Origin of the sequence: Rothia sp. 27098_8_29 (assembly GCF_041432785.1) — a bacterium.
Lineage (GTDB): Bacteria > Actinomycetota > Actinomycetes > Actinomycetales > Micrococcaceae > Rothia > Rothia mucilaginosa.
In genome coordinates this window covers 204,978-231,878 of record NZ_JAPWAI010000002.1, presented here as the reverse complement: position 1 = coordinate 231,878, position 26,901 = coordinate 204,978, and the positions used below count along the sequence as shown (strand labels likewise).

At 59.8% G+C, this 26,901-nt stretch carries 19 protein-coding genes; 5 read left to right on the top strand and 14 right to left on the bottom strand.

From position 1 onward, the window contains the following. Positions 1-49 precede the first annotated feature (49 nt). From O3649_RS05940 to O3649_RS05925, 4 genes are all read right to left on the bottom strand, one after another. On the bottom strand, positions 50-928 hold the full coding sequence (locus tag O3649_RS05940; protein ID WP_371573271.1) for a metal ABC transporter ATP-binding protein: 879 nt from the start codon (positions 926-928) through the stop codon (positions 50-52). Continuing rightward, positions 925-2,016: a TIGR03773 family transporter-associated surface protein gene (locus tag O3649_RS05935; protein WP_371573268.1), complete on the bottom strand. Its 1,092-nt coding sequence runs from the start codon at positions 2,014-2,016 to the stop codon at positions 925-927. Before O3649_RS05935 ends, O3649_RS05940 begins: the two co-directional genes overlap by 4 nt. Positions 2,017-2,109: 93 nt before the next feature. Then, positions 2,110-3,861, bottom strand: coding sequence for an anchored repeat ABC transporter, substrate-binding protein (locus O3649_RS05930; RefSeq protein ID WP_371573266.1), 1,752 nt, complete (start codon positions 3,859-3,861; stop codon positions 2,110-2,112). Beyond that, on the bottom strand, positions 3,848-6,175 hold the full coding sequence (locus O3649_RS05925; RefSeq protein WP_371573264.1) for a TIGR03773 family transporter-associated surface protein: 2,328 nt from the start codon (positions 6,173-6,175) through the stop codon (positions 3,848-3,850). The genes O3649_RS05930 and O3649_RS05925 overlap by 14 nt, the downstream gene beginning before the upstream one ends. A gap of 274 nt (positions 6,176-6,449) precedes the next feature. Here O3649_RS05925 and O3649_RS05920 point away from each other — a divergent pair, with 274 nt between their 5' ends. Continuing rightward, positions 6,450-9,476: a choice-of-anchor M domain-containing protein gene (locus O3649_RS05920; RefSeq protein ID WP_294632692.1), complete on the top strand. Its 3,027-nt coding sequence runs from the start codon at positions 6,450-6,452 to the stop codon at positions 9,474-9,476. Between the two features lie 232 nt (positions 9,477-9,708). On the opposite strand, the gene O3649_RS05915 is transcribed toward O3649_RS05920, so the two are convergent. From O3649_RS05915 to O3649_RS05890, 6 genes are all read right to left on the bottom strand, one after another. Further along, positions 9,709-10,179 (bottom strand): DUF4190 domain-containing protein, encoded by a 471-nt coding sequence (locus tag O3649_RS05915; RefSeq protein ID WP_070629339.1) that lies wholly within the window; start codon positions 10,177-10,179, stop codon positions 9,709-9,711. Between the two features lie 297 nt (positions 10,180-10,476). Next, positions 10,477-11,136, bottom strand: coding sequence for a hypothetical protein (locus O3649_RS05910; RefSeq protein ID WP_070629338.1), 660 nt, complete (start codon positions 11,134-11,136; stop codon positions 10,477-10,479). Between the two features lie 149 nt (positions 11,137-11,285). Continuing rightward, on the bottom strand, positions 11,286-12,188 hold the full coding sequence (locus tag O3649_RS05905) for a hypothetical protein (protein ID WP_371573260.1): 903 nt from the start codon (positions 12,186-12,188) through the stop codon (positions 11,286-11,288). A 27-nt stretch (positions 12,189-12,215) separates the two neighbouring features. Next, complete coding sequence (locus O3649_RS05900) at positions 12,216-12,707, bottom strand: hypothetical protein (protein WP_371573258.1); 492 nt, start codon at positions 12,705-12,707, stop codon at positions 12,216-12,218. A 412-nt stretch (positions 12,708-13,119) separates the two neighbouring features. Continuing rightward, positions 13,120-13,554 (bottom strand): hypothetical protein, encoded by a 435-nt coding sequence (locus tag O3649_RS05895; RefSeq protein WP_005508043.1) that lies wholly within the window; start codon positions 13,552-13,554, stop codon positions 13,120-13,122. Positions 13,555-13,599: 45 nt separating this feature from the next. Beyond that, positions 13,600-14,349, bottom strand: a complete 750-nt coding sequence (locus tag O3649_RS05890; RefSeq protein ID WP_371573256.1) for an ECF transporter S component — start codon at positions 14,347-14,349, stop codon at positions 13,600-13,602. A 270-nt stretch (positions 14,350-14,619) separates the two neighbouring features. Here O3649_RS05890 and O3649_RS05885 point away from each other — a divergent pair, with 270 nt between their 5' ends. From O3649_RS05885 to O3649_RS05875, 3 genes are all read left to right on the top strand, one after another. Continuing rightward, positions 14,620-15,282 (top strand): hypothetical protein, encoded by a 663-nt coding sequence (locus O3649_RS05885; protein WP_314364866.1) that lies wholly within the window; start codon positions 14,620-14,622, stop codon positions 15,280-15,282. Between the two features lie 237 nt (positions 15,283-15,519). Continuing rightward, complete coding sequence (locus O3649_RS05880; protein ID WP_005507323.1) at positions 15,520-15,759, top strand: hypothetical protein; 240 nt, start codon at positions 15,520-15,522, stop codon at positions 15,757-15,759. Positions 15,760-15,888: 129 nt separating this feature from the next. Further along, positions 15,889-16,593, top strand: coding sequence for a DUF6318 family protein (locus O3649_RS05875; RefSeq protein WP_070614783.1), 705 nt, complete (start codon positions 15,889-15,891; stop codon positions 16,591-16,593). 113 nt (positions 16,594-16,706) lie between these two features. Here O3649_RS05875 and O3649_RS05870 read toward each other — a convergent pair whose 3' ends face one another. Beyond that, complete coding sequence (locus tag O3649_RS05870; protein ID WP_371573252.1) at positions 16,707-17,006, bottom strand: hypothetical protein; 300 nt, start codon at positions 17,004-17,006, stop codon at positions 16,707-16,709. On the opposite strand from O3649_RS05870, the gene O3649_RS05865 reads away from it, so the two are divergent. Continuing rightward, entirely contained in the window at positions 17,005-20,085 is a 3,081-nt protein-coding gene (locus tag O3649_RS05865; RefSeq protein ID WP_371573250.1) for a glycoside hydrolase family 2 TIM barrel-domain containing protein, read from the top strand. The genes O3649_RS05870 and O3649_RS05865 overlap by 2 nt on opposite strands. A 148-nt stretch (positions 20,086-20,233) precedes the next feature. Here the strand turns inward: O3649_RS05865 and O3649_RS05860 are convergent, their stop codons facing one another. The 3 genes from O3649_RS05860 to metE all read right to left on the bottom strand — a co-directional run bounded on the left by O3649_RS05860 (position 20,234) and on the right by metE (position 26,753). Continuing rightward, positions 20,234-22,216: a M13 family metallopeptidase gene (locus O3649_RS05860; RefSeq protein WP_371573248.1), complete on the bottom strand. Its 1,983-nt coding sequence runs from the start codon at positions 22,214-22,216 to the stop codon at positions 20,234-20,236. A gap of 249 nt (positions 22,217-22,465) precedes the next feature. Continuing rightward, positions 22,466-23,908, bottom strand: coding sequence for an MFS transporter (locus O3649_RS05855; protein ID WP_070629323.1), 1,443 nt, complete (start codon positions 23,906-23,908; stop codon positions 22,466-22,468). A gap of 517 nt (positions 23,909-24,425) precedes the next feature. Beyond that, the gene (gene metE, locus O3649_RS05850; RefSeq protein ID WP_371573246.1) at positions 24,426-26,753 is read right to left on the bottom strand and encodes a 5-methyltetrahydropteroyltriglutamate--homocysteine S-methyltransferase; all 2,328 of its coding nucleotides are present in this window, start codon (positions 26,751-26,753) and stop codon (positions 24,426-24,428) included. Between the last annotated feature and the right edge of the window lie 148 nt (positions 26,754-26,901).

Sequence of the window (26,901 nt, the reverse complement as noted above, 5' to 3'; positions counted from 1 at the left end):
AACGCCAGAGACGGGTTGAACAGGTCGGCAAGAAAATCGATAGGAGTAATCAACGGGCACCCCCGGTAGAAACAGTATGGGCGGGGGAGAGAGAAGAGTCAGAAGCGCAGGAATCAGGCAGCTCGTGGCCGTACTCATCCAACGCACCACCGGCACAGGTGAAGCCCGTGCGGGCGTGACCCTGCGCCTCCTCAATATCGTGACCGTGCAACCACGTATGCAGCTGCTCCAGGCTAAAGGAGTCCGCCGGACCATCCAGGTGAATATTGCCGCGCACACCGCACAGACGCGAACAGGACTCACGCGCCGCCAGCATGTCATGCGTAGACATCAGAATCGTGATGCCCTCGCCCGCCAACTCACGGTACAGGCGAGTCAGAGTGGTCTGAGTCGGCGCGTCCACGCCCGTAAACGGCTCATCCAGCAGCAGCAGGGAGGGGTTCGCCGCCAAAGCGCGCGCCAAAAGAACCCTCTGACGCTGACCACCGGAAAGCTCCGCAATGGAAGCATCCTGCAGATGCAGAACATCGGTGCGTTCCATCGCCGAAAAAACCTGCACCCAATCCTTCTTCGCCGGGCGGCGGAAGAACCCAATCTCACGCACGCGACCGGTCATCACCGTGTCCTTAACGGTCAGCGGAAAATCCCACTGGAACTGGTGCTTCTGCGGCACGTAACCAATATGCGCACGCGCCACACGCGGCGACTCACCCAGAACCCGAACCTGACCGGACGCCGGGCGAATCAGACCCAAAATGGTGCGCAACAGCGTGGTCTTACCGGCACCATTAGCACCAATCAGACCCGCAAACTCGCCGCGCTCCAGGGTCAGGGACAGATCCTTGAGGATGGAACGGCGCGTGTAGCCGGCGTACAGGTTTGAAATCTCTAGGACGGGTTCAGTACCTGCTGTTACCGATGCGCTCACGAACGGTCACCGCGCACTTCATCCAGAGCCTCACGCTGCGCGGAGGAGCGGCGACGGAACGAAAGGAATGCGCCCACGGCAATCACAGCTACCACACCTGCGGCAATAGCACCCCAGGGGATAGTGAACTCTGCCTTGTAACCGCTCTGATCGCTCGCTGCGGCGGCAGAAGAAGAACCGGATGCCTGGGTACCGGCGGCCTGAGAAGCAGAAGAAGCCGAACCCGAGGATGCAGAATCCGAGGAACCGCGCGCCTGCGCCTCCATCGCGTACAGGGCATCAGCGCTCGCAGAATCACCCACCGCAAACTTCAGGTAGCGGGTATCAGACACGGTCGAACCGTCAGACAGCTCAGCGCTCGCGGTAACCTTCAGCAGGTACTCGCCGGGGGCGGTGAACACCCAGTTCGCGTGGGTGTGAGTGTTCTTCTCAACCCACAGCTTCTGCGGCTCACTCTTGGTCGAGGACCACAGCACCTGCGGTGCCGAGAAGTTACCGTTCTCCAGGTACAGGCTGAACGTGCCGGGACCACTCACCTGCTCCAGGGTCAGGTTCACGCCGCGGTTCAGCTTGGACACCAGCTGCGGATCCTGAGTGTTCCAACCCGGCCAGATCACGCCCTTAGTTTCGGTCTGCGGAATCACGTACACCTTAGAGCCGGCGGGTGCGCCCACGAAGGAGTAGCGCGGGTCGTTCGGCACCTCAAGGATCGCCTTATCGCTGCCGCGGTAGATGACCTCGTCCAGGCTGCGCCAGACGGGGGTTTCGCCGTGGTCGTCGTGGAGCATGAGCTCAAACTTGCCGTTGTTGAAACGAGGACCCATATCCACGTGACCGGCAGAAATTTCGGTGCGGCCGGATGCGACCGGCTGCTCCGCCGACAGGGTCTGGGTGAGGGCGCGCTCGCCGCGGCTGAGGTTGCTGTCGCTCGGCTGAGTTGAGGCACTCTCGGTGGTTGCCTCAGCGGTTGCCGGGGTGGTCTCCGCGTGTGCCACACCCAGGGGTGCGAGCATGAGGCTGGCGCCCAGAGCCAGGGTGGGTAGGGCGCGGCTACGTGAGGAGCGGGAGGGGGTGGTTGAGTTCATCATGAGGACTTCCTTGGATCATGACCGAAACGGTGTGTGAAAGATTGTCTATATGCTGATACGGCTATATGAGCTTGTGGGGAGCTTAAAACCGGGTTATGAGGTGCTTGCCTCCGAGCAGCTAGCACCCGAAGAATCGCCGCCAGAACTAGCCCCCGAGCACAGCGCAATCGTGTGAGCATTCGCCAACATCATCTGCGCGTAGTGAGGAGCCTGTGCATCCAGAGTGTCCGAGTAGAGCACCCCGGTACGCACCTGAGCTTCCCGAGCCAGCTCCGTCAGAACCGGTGAACGCATCGCCGTGGACTTGTCCAGATAAATCGCTGGAACCTTCAAATCCTCGACCGTGCGACGCAGACGCTGACGCTGCTGAATACTCGGCTCGCCGCTGGCGCTGGCACTCACAAAACCGGCAATGTGCAACCCGTAGGTGCTCGCCAGGTAGCGGTAGCCGTCGTGCGTGGTGACCAGGTTGCGTGCCGACTCCGGCAGACCCCCGTACACCTGACGCAGCTGAGCGTCCAGGGCGTCAAGCTCCTTCATGACCTGCTCGGTGCGGGTCGCGTACTCGCTCGCACCCTCCGGATCGGCGGAGGTGAGCGCGTCACGAATGACCTGCACGCTCGCCTTCGCGTTCGGTACCGAATGCCAAATGTGCGGGTCAATCTCGCCGTGCACGTGCTTGCCCAGAACGGCCTGCGCCAGCAGGTACACCTGACCGCGATGCTCTGAAGCACCCGACCGCAGGAAACGGTAGCTACCGCCGGCGGGCACCTCCTGCAGGGTGCGGGAGGGGACCGCGACCACGGTGCGGTTCAGTTCGTACTCTACGGCACCCTGGGAGGAATCCGCGCGAAGCACGAGCCTGCCGTCGCCGGTACGTGCCGTAATATCGGCGTGACCTGCAGAAAGAACCTTGATGTCCGAAGCGGAAACGTTCTGTTCCTTCGCCAGACGGTCCACCAGCTGTTGCGGGTCACGACCGACCGCGCAGTACAGGGTGCCGCGCGAAGAACGCACCGACTCCGGCGCATTGACCGCGGTGGCGCTCAGCTCAATCGCGTACTCGCCGGCATCACTAAACGCCCACGACAGGTGCGTATGCGCCTGCAACGGAAGCTCCAGCGAACCCATATCGCCGGTACGGATCGCGGTGTCCCCCTCACGGGTGAGGTTCACGCCGCGTGCATGCGAATCGCACAGCATCTCCACCGCACCGAAGGTCTGCGTAATGAACGCCGCCAACTGCGCATTCGACGAATCGGTAGAGGTGCGCGCCCGCACGCTGTGCACCTCAAAGCGCATGCCCGCATCCGAAGAATCGGCGGGGGCAGATTCGTTCTGCCCGCCCTCTTCAACGCGCAAACCCAGCCAGATGGAGTCCAGGGAGGCATCCTCAACAATGGCTTCCAGCTTGCCGCCGTACTGCTCAATCTTCTCCGCAACCGCCACGGACACAACGCCGGCGGGCAGGTTCGCCTCAACCATTTTGCTGAGCTTACGCTGCTCCAGCAGCAGACCGTTCGTCAGGGCGCAGCGGGCGTAGGCGACATCGCGGATATCGCGCAGGCTCGGCTCATACGAGTGCGGGTCAGCACCGGCGGGCACCAGGGAGTGCACGCTGGCGCGCTCCCCGGCAATCTGCTGAGCCAAGTCCGCCAGGATCGGGGTCGTGGCGACCACGCGCATCCGGTCGGAGGAGACGTTCACGGTGCTGGCGCATCCGCTCAGTGCGAAGGCACCAGCCCCCACCCCCGCACCCACCGCAATGCGGGAGGCGAGGGTGAGGGCGGTACGCCGACTATAAGCGTGTGTGCGGTTGCCGGTATGCCCGCTATGCGGTGTCACCGCTGCGGCCCTTTCGGCGTGCCGAACGCAGAATCATGGCACCGAGCGCCAGAGCGAGAACCGAGGTGCTGACCATGAACGGGTCGATGACCACACCGGTGTTCGGCAGCTTACCCGCCGCGGCCGCCTTCTGGGCGGTGGCGAGCTCCTGGCTGGTCAAGGCGCAATCCTCGCCGGAGGCGGTCTTGCCGACGATGCGCACCTTGGATCCGTCGGGCTTGGTAACGATACCGGTGGCTTCGTCCACGGTGCCGTTGACGGGGTTCTTTGCGGTGCTCTTCTCGCCGCCGTTGTTGGCGCCGTTAGCGTTGCCGCCGTCCTGCTTGGTTTCTGCCGCACCCTGTGCGTTGTTGCTTGCCGGGGCGTTATCGGGGTTGCCGACGGTGAAGTGCAGAACCGATTCGCTGCTGACCTGCTGGCCGTTCTTCAGGCGTGCCGTCCAGCCGATGGTTACGGTGTAGCGACCCTCAGCGGTGAACACCCAGTTGCTGTGCTGGTGGGTGTTTGCGGGCACCTGGAAGGAGCCGCCGCTACGCGAATCGAAGACCTGCTGACCGGCGGAACCGAAGTTGCCGGAGAGGAAGGTGGACATGGTGCCGGGGCCCTCAAAACCGTTGAGGCTCATGGTGACGGGGCCGTCGAGCTGCTTGAGCAGTTCGGGGTCCTGGGTGCTCCAGCCGAGCCAGGGCACGCCCTGCTGCTGGGTTGCACCGATCATGTGCACGGGGGTGCCCGCCGGGGCGATGTTCTCCATGCCTGCGGGCAGGTTGATCTTCGCGGCGTCATTGAGCACGAACTCGAGGGCGCCGGGGGAGACGTGGCGGGCGGGGCTGGTGCGGTCGTCCTTCACGCTGCTGGTGAGGTTGCCGCCGTTGAGGATCGGGCCTACGTCGAAGTGGCCGTGGGTGACTTCTTCACGGCCGCTGTGCTCGGCGGTGTTGACCACGGCGAGGGTGGGGATGCTGGTCGGTGCCTGGGCTGCCTGGTTGCTCTGCTTGTTGTCCTTCTGAGCGTCCTTGGAGTCCTTAGAGTCCTTGGCATCTTCGGCGGGAACCTCGGTGGCGATGCACTGCTGGTTCAGGCTGCCGGGCAGACCGGAGGACAGCACACCGTTACCGGTAATGCCGCCGCCATTGCTGGGCGCGCTGATGTTCTGGGCGTTGGAGCCCTTCACGCTGGATCCCTTCGCGCTGGTGGCGTTGCTGTCCTTGTTTTCACCCTTGTCAGAGCCGTTATTGGTGTTGTCGGTGCCGCTGATGGCGGTTACACCGGATCCGCCCTGGGATGCCTGCTCACCATTCGCCGCCGCCTTCGCACCGTTCGGGTCGGTCACCTGTGCGGCGTTCTGACCGTTCACGGATCCATCCACGCGGCGAATACCGGTGGATGCGCTCGCCTCAGCAGATGCACTCGCCTCAGCACTTGCGGAGGTAGATGCGCTGGGGCTGCTGGTGGCGCTCTCGGTAGCGGTGGAGGTCGCCTCGGGGGTAGTGGTCGCCTCGCTCGTGGCGTCCTTGGTTGCTTCCTTTGCGGCGTTCTGCGCGTTCAGGAGCTTGAAGCCTTCCTCAGCGTTAGTGCCCACGGCGATGGTGTAGGTCGCCTCGGAGCTGACCGGGGTGCCGTCGGCAAGGGTTGCGGTGGCGCGGAACGTCAGCTGGTAGATGCCTGCGCGGGTGAATGCCCAGCTGAGGTGCTCGTGACCGCCAGCGGTGATGGTGTGCGGTGCGAGCTGGTCGTTGGTGCTGAAGACGCGCGGGTTGTCGCGGCCGGATTCGGTGAAGACTTCGGCACGGCCGCCTTCGGGTACGCTGCTACGCACGAGTTCAAGGTTGATGGTGTTGTCCTTGAGCGCGCCGGGGCGGATTCCTTCCGCGCCGAGGCCGGGGTAGAGCAGGCCGCGGGTGCGGGTGGAGGGAATGTAGAAGATGTCGGTGCCTTCGGGGGCAATGTAGTCGTAGCCTGCTACGACCTTGGTGTGTGCATCCTCGACGTCGGGCAGGTGGAAGACGGTGCGGGCGGGGTTGAATCGTCCCTGCTGGCCGGGGCCGGTGTCTGCGAGGGTGGCGAGGGTGAACTGGTTGCCGTCGAGGAATGCGTTGAGCATTTCGGTGTGTACGCCCGCGATGACGTAGTCACCTTCGTAGTTGACGTAGGCGCGCGACTCGGTACCTGCCTGGGTGCCGGTCTGGTTTTCCTGCGCCTGTGCGGCGGTGAAGGTGCCGACCTGGGGGAGGGCGAGGGGTGCCCCGAGTGCGAGGGTGCATCCGAGGGTGGTTGCGCTGAGTAGGCTCAGGGGTTTGGTGCGTCCTTGCATGGTGGCTCCTTGGATGACTGCTCGTTGGCTGGCGCGTTGCCCGTTGCTTTCGGGGCTTGCCCGGTGCTGGGCCCGGCGGCCTGTTGCCGGTTTCTCCCCTGCGTCCGGGGTGCGCTCTGCCGTGTTTTTCTCTTTGTGGATGTACGTGGTGTGCGTTTTTGGGCGCGCCTCGGCGCACACGTGTTTCTGGGAATCACTATACTCACTTAGGTTCTAAATGACAATTATTTGCAAAAGAGCTACCCTAGGAAATAGAAAAATGAGAAAGGTTGTCATGAACTCTCAGAAGCAGACCCAACGACGGGTCACCACACACACACCCGCACTCTTCATCCCCGGCGGCAAGCCCGCCCTCCGCCGCGCAGCCGCATTCCTCTCCGCCGCAGCACTGCTCGCGCTCGCCGGTGCAGCCCCCTCCCTGCCCGCCGCAGCAGGCCCCGACGACGGCAAAATCGTCACCACCAAGGGCCACGTTGACGCCCCCAAGGCATACTGGGACGAGCAGAACGGCACCTTCGTCCTCATGAACGAGGCGAACCCCTACAAGACCGGTGCAGACACCTACGAACTGGACAAGACCGTCAACTGGGTCGGCAAGGGCTACAGCACCAGGGACGGCAAGTCGCAGTACACCATGACCCTGGGCGACTCGCCCTCCCTGGCGTTCCTCGGCGAACCCGGCCAGACCCTCTACATGGCACCGCACCTGACCTACGGCAACCAGGACCCCATCTGGGCTGGCCTGGGCGCTTCCACGAAGGTGCCCACCGAGCGTTTCCGTGACGGCGTGTTCGCTACCGACATTCTCTCCGTTGAGGGCCCCGGCCGTATGGAGCTCTTCCGCTACAACCCGGACGACGCCCCCGCCGACGTGTACCGCATGCTCTCCAGCAGCTCGACCGGCTGGCACTCCTGGCTGCTCGACAAAGGTAGCCACACCCACAACACCACGACCTTCACCCGCCCCGGCCGCTACGTGGTCACCTACCGCACCGTGGCGCGCTCCACCGACGGCCGCATCATTAGCTCCAAGCCGTCGAAGCTGGTCTGGCAGGTTGGTGGCATGCAGCCCGTGCTCGGTGACGGCACCCCCACCGCCGTGCCCACCGTCGACCGCTACAACGCGGCACCCGTCGGTGACCTGGACGCCGCAAAGTACGTGCTGTCCGTGGCACCGCACCGCCTGGACGCCGACCCGGCTAAGAACAAGGACGCCGACGACAAGCTCAGCGACATCACCTTCACCGCCGCGAACAAGAACCTCAAGGGCACCCTGACCCTGTACAACAACGGCTACTTCCTGACCGACCTGCCGGTCGTGAACGGTACCGCCACCTGGTCTGAAATGCTCGGTAGCGAGGGTTCCCAGCTGCAGGCTGTCTTCACCCCCGACACCTCCGATGCGAACAGCGCGGAGGCGTCCCGCTGGATCTCGCACAAGCTCACCTACGAGCCCGGCAAGGCTGAGAGCGTGTACAGCGATGACGGTAACGGTTCCTGGCCCGAAGAAATCCCGGATCAGGCGAACACCGTACTCAGCACCCAGCAGTACACGCCGACCAGCATGGACTACGACGTGACCGTCACCCCGAACGGCAACGGCTTCAGCACCGTTGAGGTCCGCTTCAAGGACCCGAAGGTGCGTGGCTTCATGCGCGGCGGCTTCTACGCCCAGGATGACCCGGTCTACCCGTACCTCGACCTGGAAGGCTCCGTCGAGGATGGCGTGGCACGCTTTACCTTCCGTGACGAGTCGTTCTACAAGGGCACGGCTCTGCGCGTGAAGATGCTGACCCACCCGGATATGAACGCTTCCGCCTCCACCACTGAGGTTGCGGCGAACTACGAGCCGGGCACCAAGTACACTGCGCACGGTGCGTTGGCTCCGGATAGTGCACCCATTAGCGATGCGCCGAAGCCTGCTCCGGTGGATCCGTCGCCGAGCGCTGAGCCTACCGTCGCGCCGACTGAAGCTCCTAGCGCTGAGCCGAGCGAGGCTCCTTCCGAGGCACCCAGCGAGGCTCCTTCCGCTGAGCCCAGCACCGTTCCGTCGGTGTCCCCCAGCGAGGTTCCGACCGTGCCCGCGGTGCCGACCGCCTCCGCAGAACCGAGCGTGCCTGCTCCGGCGCCCTCCACTCCGGCACCCTCCAGCCCCGCGCCCGCGAACCCGACCCCGAGCGCCCCTGCTCCGACTAGCCCGGCACCGTCTGCACAGCCGTCCACCCCCGGAACCCCCGGTAACCAGTGCGTGCCTGGCCAGATTGACGGCCGCACCAAGATCTCGCACGGCCACCTGGACATCCAGGCGACCCTGAAGGACCGCCAGCTGTCCGTGGGTCTGCGTGATGACAGCGGCATCATTGACGCTGATTCGACCGTGCGCCCGCTCGATTCGGTCGTGTGGACTGTCAGCGAGAACGCCCGCCGTGTGCGTACCGAACGTATGGCTGATGAGAAGCTGAACTTCATGGGCCCGGTCGGCACCGCCTTCTACGGCCTGCCGCAGACCCAGCAGAGCGGCCTGCCCTGGCCCGGCTACAACACGCAGGACATTGACTACTCGCAGCTGCGCGGCCCGGTGCGCCTGCACGTGGTGCCGAAGGTCATGCCTGAGGGTGCGCGCTTCGGCATGTTCACTGAGTCGCTGAACGGTGCGGATGTACTGCTGGATTCGACGACTGGCAAGACCACAATCGACATTGATTACGCGACGCACGCGCATGCGAACTGGGTGTTCTCTGAGCCCGGCCAGTACATGTTTGATGTGCACTATTCCGCGACTCTGGCTGATGGTACTGAGGTGAACAGCCCGGTGCAGCAGCTTGCGGTTGCTGTGGGTAAGAAGGCGTCGGATGCGTGCTCGTTTGAGACTGCCGTGCCGAAGGACCCGAATGCGGCTAAGGACGACTTTAGTGGTGTGCGCCGTGTGGATTCGGCAACCCCGGGCGGTACCGCTGGTGCTAACCAGCCCGGCTCCGCGCAGTCTGGTGCCGCGCAGGGTGGTCAGTCCGGTCAGGCTGGTGCTTCTGGCGCTGCCGGTGATGTGAACGCGCAGGGCTCCTCTGAGGGTTCGGCTGATGGTTCTGCTGGCGGCGTGTACCCGGGCGGTATCTCCGGCGGCGGTACTGGTGGCGGCTCCCTGGGTCAGTCTGGTGTGTCTGCTGCGTCGGGTGGCGTGAGCTCCCAGCAGGGCGGCCTGGCACGTACTGGTTTCGGTGCGGTGTCTGTGGCTGTGGGCGGCGCACTGGTGCTTGGTGCCGGCACTGCGATGGTGCTGCGTTCTCGCCGCCGCGCTTCTTAGCGCTCGCCGCGTGAGGACACGCTGATACGATAAAGCCCCCGCGGCTGAGAGGATGACTCTCGGCTACGGGGGCTTTCTCTATTCGGTGCTCCAGGAGTTATCTGGACGATTCAGATGCGTAGTGCTCACTAAAGATATGGTTGAGGGGCGCTCGCAGGCACGGCGGCTGCCGCGTGTGTGCGAACGCCCCTCCGTCTCGAAATGAGGCTTTTATCGGACCATATAAATGGGTTTACTTGTCCATTTCGTAGACCCAGCCGCCAGCGTTGCAGTAACGCTTACCGTCCTTCTCAGTGATGTAGTAGCCGGGCTCGTGGTTCTCGCACTTCTGGATAACCTCACGGGCCTCTCGGTTAGACTTCTCAAGGTTCGCCGCACGAATCTGGAAGAAAGCAAAGGTCGCAATATATGCCACCAGAACCAGCACAAGAGCGGTAATCGCCATGCCCTTACCCTTGCCGGTGCCGTTCTTAACCATGACCAGAGCGATCACAGCGAAAATAATGGTCGGGATGGTCAGGAACGAACCAATGACAAAGATGCCGGTCAGGGCGGAGATAATGCCCAGGACTAGTGCGGTTACTGCCGCCCACTTCTTTTTCGGTGCCTCGACGGGTGCGCCGTATGCGGGCTGTGCGGCGGGTGCCTGCTGGGTGAACTGCGGCTGCTGCGGTGCAGCCGGCTGCGGGGTGTTTTCAGACATGAAAGTCCTCATTTCGTGTGTGGTTGGTGAATATCCGGAAGCGCACCACCTGCAGGTGGCGTACCTTTCCCAAGGATACTCTATGTGCTTGAAAGCTCTGACAAGTTGAATTGTCGAGTACTTTGATGGTCTATGGGTTAGGTGGCTAAAAAGTTAACTCGGTGCAAGGCTCGGGTGAAGACTGGGCGACCATTCACCGGCAGGTGGTGACGGCGCTCAGGTGAGTAGCCGCTGGCATAGAGAAAGCCCCTGGGCTGAGAGATAAGCTCTCAGCCCAGGGGCTTTCTCTATGCAGTGCTACATGTCAACGTCGGCGAGGCCGGTGACTTTCTCTTTTTCCCTGAAGTACGGGACTGTATCAGGGCCACTATCTAGAGCATCCACCCGAGCAACATCACTCGGATTATTCATGTCAGGCCAGCGGTCGTTCTCAATCCTGAACCGCACAATCGCCATTAGACGATAATTCTTGTGGATAATCGGAGAGAAAGCAGCAATCAGCTTCCCAGACTTGCTATAGAAAGAGACGAGGTCCTGACTATCTACAGCAAGTGCCTTATAGTATTCGATTCCGTCAATAGCGTTGACCGGGTACACGGTTGTACGCGCCGACCACATACGCTGCTCAATACCTTCAGGGGAGATCTTCACATAGGCAACATGGACATACCAGGCGTACAGCATGAACATAATTGACATAAGTATCCCACCCAGTTCATACCAAAAACCTGGAGACCCCTCCTCAACAAGATGGAGAAAGAAACCAAGACACGGGAACCCAGGGGTAAATATTGTTAGAAGAGCCTCTGCCTGATTAACCCGTCGGATATACGCGCCTTGGCGGCGGCGCTCCATATCCTTCCAGCGCTGAATCTCATAGTTGGTAATGATGTAGAGCGTCCCGGTTACCGAGATGAAGGCCAGGATGCCCCAGATAATAATCAGGAAAATGCGCATGACGGGTTCTCGTTTCGTGTGGTTGGTGAATATCCGGAAGCGCACCACCGGCAGGTGGCGTACCTTCCCCAAGGATACCCCGGTGCGTGAATCGTCCTAGACCGTGCGCTTTGGCGCACAAGGCTCCTCAACCCGCGGGGCTCCACGGTTTAGCTGGCTGCAGGTTCAGCCTCCGGGTCCTCCTCATCTTCCTTCTCGGGGATAGCAACACCCACGGTCACGTACCTCTTCACCAGCAGGTACGAGGCGATCACCGGCACCACATACACCAGCGACAACCCGCTACCGGACTGCACAACATCAACGGCAAGACGGACCGCCGCCAAACATCCACCCAAACCCACCAGGGCTACGCAGAAGCCACGCAACACGCCATACCCGGCAGTGCCCTCCTCAAAGGTCGACGCCCACAGCTTGAACAGGGTGCGGCGCACAAAAATCAGGAAGACCGGCACCAGGCACAGCACCACCGAAACACCCACAGGCTCATAACCGGCAGTAGCGAACGAAACCACCGGAATAACCAGGCAGAAGAGCACCATCAGGGCGCTCACACCCAGCACCACCGCGCGCACATACCGGTTGATGCGCTCCATACGGTGTTGGTTAGGGATCTCGTCGTTCGGCTGCGCGGCATTGTAGAAGAACAGCAGCAGAACCAGTGCGGACGCCGCCACATACCAGGGCGCGAAATTGATGCCGTCCACCTGCGGGGTGGAGGCAACCTGCGGGACACCCACCAGGGAGAGAGCAGTGAGCAGAACGATCGCGGCAACGCAGAACGTGCCCACCGTCAGCAGAAAGTAATGGTACGCGCCGCCGTTCTTTGCATCCTGCACACCGTGCTCACGCGTGCCGTCAATCATCACGACGGAAAACAGCATCGCGGAGATGGATAGGATGCTCCACGCGTACTCGCCCGTCATGACGGGGACAAGCAGGAGGAGCAGGGACGCAGAGAACAGAATCCACAGGAGTACTCGCTGCAGTGTGGGTGAGGACGCGATGGCCTCTCCAATAAAGTCGATAATAAATTCGCCGATAAAGCTCACGGTGGGATCCTTTCTGCGGGGGTGGGGTTACTCTTTGATCTCTTCAAAGCGGAGGACGCTGAAGTCGAATTCATCGTTGCGGGTTAGCAGAGACTTATATGCCCTGTATTTCTTGCCCGTCTTGAAGTTCTGGAGGTAGGGGTAGATACGTTCTCCATCGGGGGCGTTCGATGTTGTGATGATTCCGCACTCTTCCGTTTCGAATTCACCGGATATTGAGTAGGGGTCCTCATGTTCAACGATTTCTACTGACGTAACAGTGCAGATAGTGGAGTCGTTGTACGGATTGACATAAGAAATGAAATATAAGGATGCGGGAAATGCCAGAAGGCACAACATCAGTAGGATTCTCTCGCAGTCACGCCAAATATCGCTAGCCTTTGAACGAAGAAAATTCTTGAAAGCGACTTTCTTTGTGGGCTTCTTCGTGATAATAGATTTTTTCTTTGGGTAACCATTTTTCTTTGAACTGTTTCTTTTCTTTGAAACATTCTTTTTCCTTGGGGAGTTCTTTTTCACTGCTTTTCACCTTCTTTCTGGGCTAGAGGCTGTTGCTCTGTGATATCTTCAAAGCGGGTTGCCTCAAAGAGCTGCACTCATGGTGTGTACGTCCTTGTGCGGTAGTGGTTGGTGAATCATGCTCGCTACGGCGAGGTGGCGGGCACATCCTTAGCCTATCGCACGGTATCTGACCAGAAGGTTAACTCGACGCAATGCTCGGGTGAAGACTGGGCGACCATTCATCAGAGGGCCGGGCCCTGTGTGTGACCACCCGATTTCCTGAGATGCCCCGAGGGGGAGCCTACCCCTCCTGAATTGTTGAAGGTGAAGGGTGGCGCGAAATGGTTTGCCGATTTCATATGGAAAGCCCCGGACGGTGCGAGTTGAAAACTCGCACCACCCGAGGCTTTATTTAGGGCTCATGAGCTGGTTATTCTTTGATTTCTTCAAAGCGGATGGCAGTGAAGCCTGTTTCATCGTTACGGGTATCGAAGGACTTATAGGCCCTATATTTCTTACCCGCCTCAATGCTGTTGAGGTAGGGGTAGATACGTTCCCCATCGGGAGCGTGCCACATCGTGATAGTTCCGCACTCTTCCGTCTCAAAGACACCGGAGATTGCGTAAGGGTCCTCGTGCTCAATAATTTCAACCGACTCGATAGTGCATATTTCAGAGTCATTATTCGGGTTGTAATGAGTCATGAAATATAAAAAACCAAATACGGCGATAACACCTACACAAAATATGATGGCTTCACGGTCATACCAAATATCTCTTCCTTTTCTGCGAAGATACTCTTTGAAGGTAACTTTATTCTTCTTTTTCTTTGAACTATTCCTTTTCTTCGAAACATTATTTTTCACCGTGAATCACCTCTTTCCAGTGTAGAAATTTACAGCTTCACTAACTCATTCTTTTTCGCGGCGTGTCTCCTCACGCGCCTGCTGACGCTCCAACCTACGCGCCTCATTACGAGCAGCCCGGCGGCGGTGCTTCTGACGCTCACTCTTCGTCTGCCCAACGATGTACTTCGTTTCGCACAAGTCATAAAACTGGGCATAAATATCGCGCGAAGAACCATACATCCCCACCACGTTCATCACATCCAGGCCGTCCTCCTCAGCCCAACGCCCGTGATCGTCACGGTACAGCACCTGCGCCATGAGAATCGTCGCATCAAACTGATACGGGTCAAAACTACAAGTGCGCTTACCCATCTCAGTGCTGCCAATACGCAAGAACCCGTTCTTGCCGTTGTTCTCCACATGGGCAAACGTGATGGAGGGGTAGGTGAAAGTGCGTTCCTTCCACCGCCAATTACGCCACCGCACATGATCCTCACGCAGTTCAAGGTAGAAGGCGTAGCAGTGGTTTAGAGGGATGGCACCCAGCAGACCAAGAGACACGACGCTAAAAATGAGGCCAGAAATTGCAACAGTAAATTGTTCTGTTCCTGGTTGCTCATCCCCGAGGCCAAGAGACAGCCAAATAAGCGGCATACCAACAAACCCGAGAATAGTTACAAGCCAGAAGAAGATATATGCCAGGATGGGCCTCTTCTGCCTCTTATTCAGGGTGGGTTTGCCGAGCTTAATGCGGTAGCCCGGTATCAGGGCGACGATAAGCCCCCAAAGGGTTCCGGTTTCAGCAGCGTTCATAGTGTGTACGTCCTTGTGCGGTAGTGGTTGGTGAATCGTGCTCGCTACGGCGAGGTGGCGGGCACATCCTTAGCCTATCGCACGGTATCTGACCAGAAGGTTAACTCGACGCAATGCTCCGGTGAAGACTCGGCAACCACTCTGCAGATAACCCGAATCTGGGCTTAACCACCCAATTTCCTCGGCTACTCTGAGAACGAACCCGCACCCTCCGCATCGTTGCCGGAAGGCTGCCGGTCACCGATAAAACAGAAAGGGTAGTTGACCACCATGATGATGAACTACACCATGATTGCCCTCTGGGGCGTAGTAAATGTCCTACAGATGTACAAGATGGTCCGGTCCATCATTGTCTACGAAATCAACCGACGCCGAGACAAGAAGCTGTACGCCAAAAACATTTACATTACTCGAAGCGACCGCTCCGAAATAATTGTGCTTGCCGTCGCGCTTCCCATGACCCCTGCTCTGATGTTTATGGTGCATCTGCTGGGCGATATAGGATTCCATTTTCTATATGATGTCGGAGCTTTCCTCTTCACGTGCTTTCTTCTATATGTCTTTAACGAAACCGCTGGTTCTTACACTAAAATCTCGCCGGAAGGATTCGAAGAGGACAATGGGCACGACAATAAAACCTTCTACCCGCTCAACGCGATCGATAAGGTCACGTATACGCAGAGTTCCGACAGTGAAATTTCAGACTCCGTCTCCTTCGACACGAAATCGGGTAAGCGCATTGCGCGTTTCGGGCCCATCTATGAGGGCTACCCCCTCCTCGCAATGACCCGATTCAGGATCGAAAACGACCGCTGGCCAGACATTGGCAACCCCGAGGACACCGCCCAGATTAATGCCTGGGCGAACCGCCGCTCTACCCTCCGGTACTTCCGCTACGGCAAGATTTCTGGCCTCGCCGAAGTAGACATGTAACCCGCAATTCAGCCCGTATTGAGTGCGTGCCCGGCGTGTTTCTCAACCAATATTTCCGCAATTTTTCTGCCAGAAAAACGTGGACTAGCCCGCATGGTCTAACCCTCAACTAGAAGGTGCACTCTGCACGTAAAAACATTAACGTTGAGGCTTACAATAAAAAAGGTTTAACGCACAGCGGCACGCCGTGCGCACACCACGTCACTTCACAGAAACACCGACCCCGAAAGGCACACCATGGCCACCAAGAAGCCCGCACGCCTCACCCGCCGCGCAGCACTCGCCGCCGCAGGCGCAGGCGCAGCAACCGCCCTCGGCGCACTGCTCACCCCCGCACAGGCAACCACCTACCGCCCCACCGTGCGCCGCACCCCCTACAACGGCTACTACTCGCACCGTTACGGCCGCCGCGGCCGCATCGTTATCAGCGACTACTACGGTAGCTCCTACAGCCACTACTACTATTACGGCGGCTAAAGAATCCCAAGCCCAATAAACATATACTGGAAGACGGCACTACACTCACGTAGTGCCGTCTTCCCGTTAGATGCCGCAGGCATCACCCGCACCACGGTGCGGAAAATGCACCACAGATAGAGAGAACCCATGAAGAACGTAACCCGCCGATCCGCCCTCGGCCTGCTCGCAGCAACCGGCGGCGCAACCCTCCTCGCAGCCTGCGGCGCTCAGCCCCAGGCAACCAGCGGCAACGCATCTGCTTCCGCGTCGACTTCTAAGACCGCACGCACCGACTACTCCGGCGTTGCAACCCTCGACGGCTACACCTCCAAGCCTTCCGACTACCAGCCCGCAACCCGCACCGAGCCGTCCAAGAACGCCCCCGTGCCCGTGAAGCCCGCCGTTGCCAACGAGAACAGCGTCGAGGGTCTGTACCAGTCCATCGCATTCTTCGGCGCAGCCATTGAATACTACATGCGCACCGGCAAGACCGAACCCCTGCGTGAATGCGCGGTTGACAACTCCGAGCTGAAGAACATGCTCGAACCCGAAGAAGGCACCCTGGGTGCTGGCCTGCAGCAGGGCAAGATTTGGATGCAGGACCCGTCCGTCACCATCACCATGCTCACCGCACAGCCCGAGCGTGATGGCGACGCCTACAACTGGAATATCCGCCTGACCATGGACAGCGGTGAGTTCATCGCAAGCAAGGACCGTGTGGAGAACGCTTCCTCCGATTCGGACCGTAAGAACGATGTGGAGCGCACCCTGCACGGTGTCTACGAGAACGGTGCGTGGAAGCTGACCGGTATGCGTACTTCTTCCTCTTCGTCCTCGGCTTCTGCTTCCTAAAAGCTTCAGCCTAGAAGCGCGTAGCTTCTACACCTAAAAGGCGCCCGCTCCGTGGAATAAACCCACGAGGCGGGCGCCTCTCTCATGCGGTGAAGGACCTACCCTGCTTTTACCTATGCAGAAGCAAGCTTCGCCTCAAGCTCCTTCACAATCTTCGCGTGTTCCTTCTCAGAGATAGAAACCTTGAAGAAGAAGGCGAGGAACGAGCACACAATAATGGCCAGCGGCACATAGAAAGCAGCCGTGTTGAACGTCTGAATGTTCTGCGCGGTGAGGCTATTAGGACCAGTGCCACGTAGACCAGAGCCAAGTTCTGCGGGAAAAGAATGAACAGAATGTAGGCGGCAATCATCACGCCTTCCGGCATTCTTAAAGGGACCAAACAAAGATGTATACGAGAGGAAGGAAGACATGTCTTCCACCGAACAAACGACTCCCGTAGTCTCCTCCCAGTCACCCTCAGCAGCGTGGCTTGATGACCCCACTGTGTACGCTGTCAACAGGGAAGCAGCGCACTCCGACCATCACTCCTCAAACCCCCAGCAGAGCCTCAACGGCACGTGGGCTGTCCGCACTGCATGGGCCTCAGAAATTGATGTCACCACCGCAGAATTCGCCGCCCCCGCCCTCGACGAAAGCGACTACCAGAGCATCCCCGTCCCCGCCACCCTGGAAACTGAGGGACTCTGGCGCCCCGCCTACGTCAACATCCAGATGCCCTGGGACGGCCACGAAAACCCCGAAGCTCCTCACATCCCCGAGAAGAACCACGTAGCCCTCTACCGCAAGCACTTCACCCTGGAGGGCGACCTCAAGAAGATGCTGAGCGAATCAGGCCGCATCACGCTCGCCTTCGAAGGCTTCGCAACCGCAATTTACGTGTGGGTCGACGGCATCTTCGTTGGTTACGCAGAAGACGGTTACACCACCACCTCCTTCGACATCACCGATATCGTCAGCAAGGGCGCAGAAGGCAACCACACCCTGACCGTCGCATGCTACGAATACTCGAGCGCTTCATGGCTGGAAGGCCAGGACTCGTGGCGTTTCCACGGCCTCTTCCGCGCTGTGAACCTGGTAGCCCGCCCCGCAGTCAGCATCGCCTCCCTCACCGTTGAAGCAGACTACGATGCACCCACCGGCGAAGCACACCTGGACGCTCTCGTCACCCTCAATGGTGAAGAAATCAAGGCGTACACCCTGCAGGCCAGCGTCCTTGACGGCACCCAGGTCATCTGGTCTGGTACCGTCGCCGCCGAAGACGCATCCGTGCGCATCTCCTCCGATGCTCTCGAGGGCATTTCCCCCTGGTCGGCTGAATCGCCCTCTCTCTACACGCTGACGGTGGACCTGCTCCACGACGGCAAGACGGTAGAATCCACCAGCCAGCGCGTCGGATTCCGTCGCTTCCGCATCGAGAACGGAATCATGACCCTCAACGGTCACCGAGTCCTCTTCAAGGGTGTCAACCGCCACGAGTTCCACCCGCGTACCGGCCGCGTCCTGACCGTTGAAGACATGACTTCAGAGATTCTCTTCTGCAAGCAGCACAACATCAACGCTATCCGCACCAGCCACTACCCCAACGATTCACGCTTCTACGCCCTGGCCGACGAATACGGTATCTACCTGGTCGACGAAGCAAACCTGGAAACTCACGGCTCCTGGTGCACCCCCGGTGACATCCCCACCCCCGAGACCACGATCCCCGGCTCCCGCATGGAATGGGAAGGCGCCTGCGTTGACCGCGTAGAATCCATGATGCGCCGCGACTACAACCACCCCTCCGTAGTGATCTGGTCGCTCGGTAACGAAGCATACGGCGGCGAAGTATTCCGCTCCATGTACCGCCGAGTCCACGAACTGGACCCCAACCGCCCCGTACACTACGAAGGCATCACCTGGCACCGCGAATTTGATGACGTCACTGACATCGAATCCGGTATGTACACCCACACCGATGTCGTCGAAAAGTACCTGTCGAACGACCCCCAGAAGCCCTTCATCATGTGCGAATACATGCACGCAATGGGCAACTCGGTCGGCGCTATCGACGAATACGTCGCACTGGAACGCTACCCCCACTACCAGGGCGGTTTCATCTGGGACATGATCGACCAGGCACTCTGGCACCCCGGTGAGAACGAAGGCGCCCCCGAATACCTCGCCTACGGTGGCGCATTCGGCGAACGCCCCTGCGACTACGAATTCTCCGGTGACGGTATCCTCTTCGCAGACCGCAAGGTAAGCCCCAAGGCTGCTGAGGTGAAGGCAGTGTACTCCAACCTGCGCATCACCCCCGACCAGAAGGGCGTGACGGTCGTCAACGACAACCTTTTCACCTCCACCGCAGACTACACCTTCAAGGTTAGCCTGCTGGTCAACGGCGTTCCTCAGTGGCAGGAAGACTACTTCTTCGACGTAGCCCCGGAATCCACCCACGAGCTGGCAATTCCCTGGCCCCTGGAAAAATACGCTGCCGACAACGCAGAAGTAACCCTGGACGTCAGCCTCGTGCTCACTGAAGACGCCGCATGGGCTCCTGCAGGACACGAAATTGCCTTCGGTCAGTACGTCATCCCCGCATCGCAGGCTGAAGCAAAGACCACTGAAGACGCAGCAGATGCGACGGTGACCGTCGGCCGCTGGAACGTCGGTCTGCGCAACAACCAGGCTGAAGTTATTCTGTCCCGCACTCAGGGCGGCATCGTCTCCTGGGTACACAACGGCACCGAGCATGTTATTCGCCCCCCGAAGCTCACCACCTTCAGGCCCCTGACCGACAACGACCGCGGCGCCGGACACGGTTTCGAACGCGCCCAGTGGACCGTTGCAGGCCGCTACGCCCGTTGCGCTAACGTTGCTGTCGAGCAGCCCAGCGATGACAGCGTGGCAGTGACCTACACCTACGAGCTGGCAACCCCCGCTCACACCGCTGTTACGGTCCGCTACGAAGCACAGAGCACCGGCAACGTGCGAGTAACCATCGACTACCCCGGCGAGAAGGACGCACCGTCCCTGCCCGCATTCGGTCTGGAATGGGCACTGCCCGGCGAGTTCTCGCACCTGCGTTACTACGGTCTCGGCCCCGGCGACTCCTACCCCGACCGTTGCAGCGGCGTCCGCCTGGGCGTGTGGGAAAGCACCCCCGAGCAGGACTACGCACCGTACCTGGTACCTCAGGAAAGTGGCAACCACATGGGTGTCCGTTGGGCTGAAGTGACGAACGACAGCAACCACGGCTTCCGTGTCCGCCAGCTGCAGACTGCCGGTGACGGCCTGCACGTATCGCTCCTGCCCTACTCCTCCTACCAGATTGAGGAAGCTTCCTACCAGTGGGAGCTGCCCGAGAACAACCGCACCTACCTGCGTATCCTGGCAGGTCAGCTCGGCGTTGGTGGAGACGACTCGTGGGGCTCGCCGGTACACAGCCAGTACCACATCGATGCAACCGAGCCGCTGCACATGGACATTGCGCTAGAAATTATCTAACGCAACGCTCAGCACAGTAGCAGTAGATGCCTACCTTCGTGTAGCGTCCGCAGTTCTCTAGAAAAGAGGTGCCCGCCTCGTGGTTTTTAAGCCACGAGGCGGACGCCTTTCTTATATGCGCAATAAAGCATATACCCTTATCGGGATGCTACCAGATGCGCACGCGCTCCTCCGGAGCCAGGTACAGTGCATCGCCCTCAGAGACACCAAACGCCTCATAGAACTCGTCAATATTGCGCACCACACCGTTCACACGGAACTCATCCGGCGAATGCGGATCCACCGAAATCATCACCTCAGCATGCTGCGGGCGGGACTTCGTGCACCAGCCGCGAGCATTCGAGAAGAAGAAACGCTGAATACCGGTCATACCGTCAATCACCGGTGCGTCATCCAGCGACTCAATGCCCTGCTTCTTCAAAGCCAGACGGTACGCCTTCAACGCAATCGACATGCCAGCCAGGTCGCCAATGTTCTCGCCCAGAGTCAGCTCACCGTTCACGTGGAACTTCGGGTCCAGACCCACCGGAACGTACGCGTTGTACTGCTCCACCAGCGCGGAGGTACGCTCCTTGAACTTCGCGTAATCCTCCTCAGTCCACCAGCTCTCCAGCTTGCCGTCACCGTCATAGCGGGAACCCTGATCGTCAAAACCGTGACCAATCTCGTGGCCAATAATCATGCCGATATTGCCGTAGTTCGCCGCATCATCAGCATCCGGGTTGAAGTACGGCGGCTGCAGAATCGCTGCCGGGAACACAATCTCATTCGCCGGCGGCATGTAGTACGCGTTCACGGTCTGCGGAGTCATCAGCCACTCCGACTTATCCACCGGCTGACCCTTACGGGCAATCAGCCAGTCAGCATCAAACGCACCGGTACGGCGCAGATTCTCGAACAGGTCACCGGGCACGAGCTCCAGGGCGGAGAAGTCACGCCACTTATCGGGGTAACCAATCTTGGTGACGAACTTCGACAGCTTCTCCAGCGCCTTCTGGCGGGTTGCCTCGGTCATCCAGTCCAGCGACTCGATAGACTCGCGGTACGCCTCCAGGAGGTTACCGACCAGAACCAGCATCTTCTCCTTGTGCGAGGGCGGGAAGTGCACAGCCACGTACTCCTGGCCAATCTCCTCACCCAGAGCCTTCTCGACAGCGCCCACGCCGCGCTTCCAGCGCTCACGAATCTGCTGGGTGCCGGAAAGGGTCTTGCCGTAGAAGTTGAAGCTCTCCTGAACCAGCTCGTCGTACATGAACGGCGCACGTGAACGCAGAACAGTCCACACAGCCCACAGCTTCCAGCTCATCAGCGGGATGGAGGTGAACAGCTTCGCCGCACCCTCAAAGAAGGACGGCTGAGCCACAATAACCTGACCCAGGGTCTCCGGGTCAGCCCCCAGAGCCAGCAGCCACTGCGAGAATGGGAAGCCGGGGAACTTCTCGTCCAGGTCGGTCGCCTGGTACGGGTTGTAGGTCGCCTCAGCGTCGCGGTTCTCCACGACGTTCCAGTGCAGACGAGCCAGCTCAGACTCGTGAGTGAACACCAGCTGAGCCGCCTGCTCCGGGGTGAGACCGAAGCCCTCCGCCAGACCGGTCAGCTGGAACATGCGGGCAATATGCTCAACATACGCCGCACATGCAGCCTCGTGCTTCTCTTCACGGTAGTAGGATTCATCCGGCAGGCCCAGACCCGACTGGTACAGGAAGAACGTGTAATTCTTCGGGTCCTTCGGGTCGTTGCTGGTGTACCAGGCGAACAGCTGAGGCAGGCCCGCACGAGACAGCAACGCCAGGGTCACAGCCAGGTGGGAGGGGGTTGCCGAGTTCAGAATCGGGGCGATTTCCTTCAGCAGCGGCTCCAGGCCGTCCGCCTCAATCTTCTCAACATCCATGAAGGAACTGTAGAGTGCGCCAATACGGGACTCCGGCTGCTCCTTCGCGATCTTCTCCACCAGCTCACGCACGTGCTTCTCTGCGTTATCGCGGAGGGTGTACAGGCCGCCGTCCTTGGGGCGGTCCGCCGGGATTTCGTGAGTGGCAAGCCACTTACCGTTGACGTGGCGGAAGAAATCGTCGCCCGGCTTGACGGTTTCATCCACCCATTCTTTAGTGATTCCAGAGTTAGTAGTCATGGTTCCATTCTATGTTCTTACGCCCCCAAGCCACAGGATGACCGGCACGGCACCAGATGCTGACTCGCCGGTGCAGGCGCTTCTCAGGGGCATTTTGCCGCTCCTCAGCGGGCTTACACGGACGGCAGAGAAGGTGGTAGCCCCTCCAGGATGCAGAAAACCCGCCCGCACGGTCACACAACCGTACAAGCGGGTTCGCATCTACCCCCGAACAGTTAAGCAGTTCAGGAAAGAAGAATCACTATTCGCTTAAGCCTGAGCCGCCAGCTTCTCTGCGCGCTCAGCCATCAGACGCTTCTCAGCACCATTAACCAGCCAGAGGAACAGAACCGCCAGACCCGAGCACACAATCATGAAGACGAACGCGGTGCTCCAACCCCAGTGGTCAACAATAATGCCGATACCGGCAGACGCCAGGGTCGCACCCAGCGCGTAACCGAACAGGCCGGTGAAGCCCGCAGCGGTACCCGCAACGTGCGAGGGAGACAGGTCAATAGCCTGCAGACCAATCAGCATAACCGGGCCGTAAATCAGGCCACCAATCAGAGCCAACGCAACGTACGCAATCCACAGCGGCGCATCCGAAGAAGGCAGCCAGTACAGCAGAATCGCGCCAACGGTCGCAATCAGGAACAGGATACCCGCGGGGGAGCGGCGACCCTTGAACATGCGGTCAGAAACGTAACCGCACAGGACGGTGCCACCAATACCGGCAAGCTCCAGAATCGAGAAGCCCGCAATACCACCCTCAAGGGAAGCGTGGCGCACATCGTGCAGGTACTTCGGCGCCCACACCAGCACGCCGTAACGAAGGGTGTACACGAACACGTTCGCCAGAGCCAGGTACACCATGGTCGAGTTGGTCAGCACGTGCTTACGGATGGTGGTCCAAGTGGATTCTGCACGATCCTCAGCGGTGGACTCAACCTTGTGCGGGTCGTTGCGGTACACGTCAACGGTGGGCAGACCCTCAGCCTCGGGGTTATCACGGATCAGCAGCCACGCCACGAACGCCAGAACGAAGCTGATAACAGCCGGGAACCAGAAGGCAACTTCCCAGGTCTTGCCGAACATGGAGAAGCCCCACGCAACCAGCAGACCGGACAGCGCACCACCAACGTTGTGAGCGGTGTTCCACCAGGAAACCTTCGTGCCGCGCTCGCTGGTGGAGAACCAGTTCACGAGCACACGACCCGAGGGAGGCCAACCCATACCCTGGAAGATGCCGTTGAAGACCATGATGGTCGCCATGATGGAGGCGATAGCAGCAGCGTAGCCCGTCGCGCCCGCGCCTTCACCCATGTAACCGGTCAGCGCCAGCAGGATGTTTGCAACACCCGAGAGCACCAGACCGATGGGCAGGAACAAACGCGCGTTCGAGCGGTCAGAAATCATTGCGGTGAAGAACTTGCTGAAGCCGTAAGCGAGCAGCAGTGCGGTGGACAGCGCACCAATTGCTGCGTTGCTGAAGCCAAGTTCCTTGGTCAGAATCGGGGTGACCAGCGGGACGTTGTTACGAATCAGGTAGAAGGTCGCGTAACCGATAAAGATACCCATGAAGACCTGTAGGCGCATGCGCGGGTACTTCGCATTAACTTCTGCTTCGCTGAGCTGGGGCTTGGGTGCCGGAATAGCGAGCCAGCGGGGTGTAGAACCCTTCTTCTTCTTCTTTGATGAAGTGGTAGTAGTCATGCTGGAATTCTAAAAACGGCGGCTTATAAAAATGCTAATCCGCTGGAAATGTTTTCAGTAGAATGTTCACTATGGTGAACGGATATTCGGAGCGATTATTCTATTAATACTGTTTTTAACCTGGAATTACGGGGAAGTGCTAAATCTGTGTGATGTATATCTGTCTACTGGGCAACAGTGCCACAAGTGCTGCGGTGAATATAAATACTTTCCTTGTTGAGTAAGTATGTGTTTTGGTCAGACCACACTTAAATTTAGAGTAATTTATACCCTAAGTTCAAAAAGAAAACCACTTGGACGCCACTAAATCGGCGCCCAAAAACAGCACAGAAAAGCCCGCCCGCACGGTGCAGAAGAAAAACCGTACGGGCGGGCCTGTTATCTATCCCCAAAAGCTCGGCATACAGTCGGTACGCATACCGGCACGAAGCCGAACAGCCGCCACCTGCCGCAGGTTACCGCGAGCAAACCATCATCCGGTTAACCCGCAGCAGGTAGCGGAACCAATAGGCGCCTCCTAGAGGGATGCGCGAATCGCCTTGGTGGCATCTACCAGGTGACGCAGAGACTGCTTGGTCTCCTCGTAATCACGAGTCTTCAGACCGCAGTCCGGGTTCACCCACAGGTCAGCAATGGTGCCGTAACCAATCGCAGCCTTCAGCAGGGACTCAATCTCATCCTGCGAAGGAACACGCGGGGAGTGGATGTCCCACACGCCCGGGCCCAGACCGGAAACGAAGCTCTCCGGAATGTCAGCCAGCAGCTCCATGTGCGAACGAGCCGCCTCGATGCTGGTCACGTCAGCGTTCAGAGCGTTAATCGAGTCGATAATCTCGTTGAACTCCGAGTAGCACAGGTGGGTGTGAATCTGGGTAGAGTCCTTCACGCCGCTGGTTGCCAGGCGGAAGGAGTTCACCGACCAGTCCAGGTACTGCGGCTGCTCGTCGCGGCGCAGGGGCAGCAGCTCACGCAGAGCCGGCTCGTCCACCTGAATGATGCGGATGCCCGCCTCCTCCAGGTCGGCAATCTCGTCGGCAAGAGCCAGAGCCACCTGGTTAGCGGTCTCACGGCGCGGCTGGTCGTCACGCACGAAGGACCACGCCAGAATCGTCACCGGGCCGGTGAGCATGCCCTTGACGGGCTTGTCGCTCAGCGACTGTGCGTGGGAGCTCCACGGAACGGTGAACGCCTCACCGCGCAGACCCTCACCGTGACGCTTCACGTCACCGAACAGGATCGAGGGGCGGGTGCAACGCGAACCGTAGGACTGAACCCAGCCGTGGCGGGTGGTTGCGAAACCGTCGAAGTTCTCAGCGAAGTACTGAACCATGTCGTTACGCTCAGCCTCACCGTGAACCAGCACGTCCAGACCCAGCTCCTCCTGCAGTGCGATAACCGAGGCGATCTCGTCACGCAGGAAGCCGTTCAGCTCCTCAGCGGAAATCTTGCCCGCACGAGCCTCCGCACGATGGCGGCGAATCTCAGCGGTCTGCGGGAAGGAGCCAATGGTGGTGGTCGGCAGCTTCGGCAGGTTCAGGTCAGCCTGAGCCGCGCGGCGAACGTCAATGGTCGGGCGGTCGAAGTCCTCGGGAGTCACAGCTGCGGCGCGGGCACGGATCTCGTCGTTGTGCTTGCGCGGGTCAGCGGCGAAGCGAGCCAGCGCCTCGTCAGCAGCCTTCAGCTCCGGCTCAACTGCCGCCTCACCCTCAGCCAGGCCACGAGCCAGCAGAGCAATCTCAGCGACCTTCTGATCGGCGAATGCCAGGCCGTCCACGGGAACCTCGGCGGGGTCTTCCAGAGCCAGGTCGTGCGGCACATGCTGCAGGGAAGTAGAGGAAGCCACAGACACGGCACCCTCGGATGCGCCGGGCAGCGCCTCCAGAGTCTTCAGTGCGGCACGAACATCAGCACGCCACACGTTACGGCCGTTCACAACACCGGCAACCAGGTGCACACCAGCGGCAGAAACGGACTCAAGCTCAGCCTTCGAGTACACGCCGTGCACCAGGTCAAGGTGCAGAGCCTCAATGCCGGTACCCAGCAGTGCCGGCAGGTTCTCACGCAGAGAACCGTAGGGGCTGGTCACCAGAATCTGCGGGCGCTTCTCGCCGGCAGCGAGGGCACGGTAGGTGCGCTCAGCCAGCTGCGCAACCTTCGCGTTGTCGGCACGGTCCACGGTCAGGCCCGGCTCGTCCAGCTGAACCCACTCAACACCGCGCTCAGCCAGCTGCTCCAGCACCTGAGCGTAAGCGGCAACGAACTCATCCAGACGGTCGATGGGTGCGAAGTCCTCAGCGGAACCCTGCTCAGCCTTAGCGCCCAGCAGCAGGGTCAGCGGGCCAACAATCTGCGGGCGAACCTTCACGCCAGCCTGCTTTGCCACCTCAAGCTGCTCGTCAATAGCCTCAAGGTTCAGCTTAATCTCGGTGCCGGCACCAATCTCGGGCACCAGGTAGTGGTAGTTGGTGTCGAACCACTTAGTCATCTCCAGCGGAGGCAGAGTCTCGGTACCGCGCGCCAGTGCGAAGTAGCCGGGCAGATCCAGCAGACCGCGTGCATCCTTAGCCTCAGCCAGACGCTCGGGAACCAGGGTGAACAGGCGAACCACGTCAAGCACCTGGTCGTAGTAGGAGAAGGTCGCCGGAATCGAGTAGTTATCAGCCTTCAGACCCGCAGCGGTCACGCGCTCGAAGTAGGTGCGCTGCACGTCAGCGGCGGTGTCCTGCAGCTCCTGCAGGGTTGCCTTACCCTTCCAGAAAGCCTCCTGAGCCTTCTTCAGCTCGCGGAAGCGGCCCACGCGGGGGTAGCCAACAATGGTTGCGGCGGGGAATGCGGTGTTCGACATAATATTTTTTCCTTTACTGGGGATAGATGTGGGAGTCGGTTCCGGCGTTTTACCACCCGACTGTGGGTGATGAAACGGAGGACTCAACAACTCCCGGAATATTTGTGGGGGAGACAATGGGAACGCATCCGACAAGGAGCGTTACGGG

What these genes read in the sequence shown, in the direction of transcription:
- O3649_RS05890 (WP_371573256.1), bottom strand. Translation starts at nt 14,349, where the DNA reads ATGAACGCTGCTGAAACCGGAACCCTTTGGGGGCTTATCGTCGCCCTG.
- O3649_RS05925 (WP_371573264.1), bottom strand. Translation starts at nt 6,175, where the DNA reads ATGCAAGGACGCACCAAACCCCTGAGCCTACTCAGCGCAACCACCCTC.
- O3649_RS05865 (WP_371573250.1), top strand. Translation starts at nt 17,005, where the DNA reads ATGTCTTCCACCGAACAAACGACTCCCGTAGTCTCCTCCCAGTCACCC.
- O3649_RS05915 (WP_070629339.1), bottom strand. Translation starts at nt 10,179, where the DNA reads ATGTCTGAAAACACCCCGCAGCCGGCTGCACCGCAGCAGCCGCAGTTC.
- O3649_RS05885 (WP_314364866.1), top strand. Translation starts at nt 14,620, where the DNA reads ATGATGATGAACTACACCATGATTGCCCTCTGGGGCGTAGTAAATGTC.
- O3649_RS05855 (WP_070629323.1), bottom strand. Translation starts at nt 23,908, where the DNA reads ATGACTACTACCACTTCATCAAAGAAGAAGAAGAAGGGTTCTACACCC.
- O3649_RS05860 (WP_371573248.1), bottom strand. Translation starts at nt 22,216, where the DNA reads ATGACTACTAACTCTGGAATCACTAAAGAATGGGTGGATGAAACCGTC.
- O3649_RS05935 (WP_371573268.1), bottom strand. Translation starts at nt 2,016, where the DNA reads ATGATGAACTCAACCACCCCCTCCCGCTCCTCACGTAGCCGCGCCCTA.
- O3649_RS05880 (WP_005507323.1), top strand. Translation starts at nt 15,520, where the DNA reads ATGGCCACCAAGAAGCCCGCACGCCTCACCCGCCGCGCAGCACTCGCC.
- metE (WP_371573246.1), bottom strand. Translation starts at nt 26,753, where the DNA reads ATGTCGAACACCGCATTCCCCGCCGCAACCATTGTTGGCTACCCCCGC.
- O3649_RS05910 (WP_070629338.1), bottom strand. Translation starts at nt 11,136, where the DNA reads ATGCGCATTTTCCTGATTATTATCTGGGGCATCCTGGCCTTCATCTCG.
- O3649_RS05920 (WP_294632692.1), top strand. Translation starts at nt 6,450, where the DNA reads ATGAACTCTCAGAAGCAGACCCAACGACGGGTCACCACACACACACCC.
- O3649_RS05875 (WP_070614783.1), top strand. Translation starts at nt 15,889, where the DNA reads ATGAAGAACGTAACCCGCCGATCCGCCCTCGGCCTGCTCGCAGCAACC.
- O3649_RS05870 (WP_371573252.1), bottom strand. Translation starts at nt 17,006, where the DNA reads ATGTCTTCCTTCCTCTCGTATACATCTTTGTTTGGTCCCTTTAAGAAT.